We start from the raw sequence: 1,278 nt of genomic DNA, 5'->3' as shown, positions 1-1,278 counted from the left end.
CGAGGCGACCACGAGGGCCGTGGCGGCGGACGCGGCGAGCGCGAGCAGGCGGGTGAGCGTGGACATGGGACGTCCTCGCAGACGGGGCCGCCACCCCCGGGCGGCCGATGCCCGGATCAACGAGCCGTACCCGCCCGGAGTTACCCACGTCACACCACGCCCGGGTCCGGACGCGAAGGGACCCTCGACCACCGAGGTGGACGAGGGTCCTAGTTCGTTGCCCTCCGCCGCAGGGATGCGCGATGTACGACCGAGGTGATGGAAAGATCGTCCCCCGGGCGGAGCACTAGCGCATCTCGAGATCGGCCGAACGTGATCAAGAGCACCCCCGACGGGATTCGAACCCGCGCTGCCGCCGTGAAAGGGCGGTGTCCTAGGCCGCTAGACGACGGGGGCCGGACCGGCTCAGCATACCCACCGGCGCGGCTGGGCCCGGCCTGGGACGATGTCCGCGTGGTGGAGATCAGCGACGAGCGCTTCGACCAGCTCGTGGAGGAGGCGTTCGCCGGCGTGCCCGCCGAGCTGGTCGCTCTGCTCGACAACGTCGTGCTGTTCGTCGAGGACGACGCGCCGCCGGACGACCCCGACCTGCTCGGGCTCTACGACGGCGTCCCGCTGACCGAGCGCGACCACTCCTACGGCGGCGTCGTGCCCGACCGGATCTTCGTCTACCGCCGGCCCACGCTGGCGATGTGCGAGACCGAGGAGGACGTCGTCGAGGAGGTCCGCATCACCGTCGTGCACGAGATCGCCCACCACTTCGGCATCGACGACGACCGGCTGCACGAGCTCGGCTATGCCTGAGCCGCAGCTGCGCAGGGCCGCCGACCGCTACGAGACGGTCGGCGACGGGTGCGCACCCGTCACTCCTTCTCGTACGGCGACCACTACGACCCGGCGAACGTCGGACTCGGGCCGCTCGTGGCGATCAACACCGAGCACGTCGAGCCCGGACGCGGGTACGAGCCGCACCGGCACAGCGACGTCGAGATCGTCACCTGGGTGCTGCACGGCGTGCTGCGGCACGAGGACACCGCCGGCCCCGGCGGGCTCGTCGAGCCCGGCACGGCACAGCGGCTCAGCGCCGGCGAGGGGGTGCGGCACGGCGAGCACAACGCGTCCGCCACCGAGCGCTCGTGTTCGTGCAGATGATGCTGGCCTCGCGGCACGGGGACGCGCCCGAGTACGCCCAGGTGCGCGTGCCCGACGGCGCCGGGGCTCCACGAGACCGGTGCCGGTCCACGCCCCCGCGCGGCTGCTGGTCGCGCGGCCCGAGCC

Annotated in this window: 2 protein-coding genes and 1 tRNA gene; 2 read left to right on the top strand and 1 reads right to left on the bottom strand. The window is 72.6% G+C overall.

All coding sequences use genetic code 11. The features are described 5' to 3' along the window. Positions 1-323: 323 nt before the first annotated feature. Positions 324-396, bottom strand: a tRNA-Glu gene (locus AC2W7G_RS16580). Positions 397-453: 57 nt separating this feature from the next. Here AC2W7G_RS16580 and AC2W7G_RS16575 point away from each other — a divergent pair. Together AC2W7G_RS16575 and AC2W7G_RS16570 are read left to right on the top strand one after the other, a co-directional pair. Next, positions 454-804 carry a metallopeptidase family protein gene (locus tag AC2W7G_RS16575; protein WP_485869406.1) on the top strand — a complete coding sequence of 117 codons (351 nt, stop codon included), beginning with the start codon at positions 454-456 and terminating at the stop codon, positions 802-804. A gap of 48 nt (positions 805-852) precedes the next feature. Next, a complete protein-coding gene (locus AC2W7G_RS16570; RefSeq protein ID WP_485869405.1) occupies positions 853-1,152 on the top strand; it encodes a pirin family protein in 300 nt (99 codons plus the stop codon). The last annotated feature ends 126 nt before the right edge of the window (positions 1,153-1,278 follow it).

Source organism: Aeromicrobium sp. PFPM2_SD2 (assembly GCF_057364525.1).
Note: the sequence above shows the minus strand (reverse complement) of the source record. Positions and strands in the feature narration are given on the sequence as shown.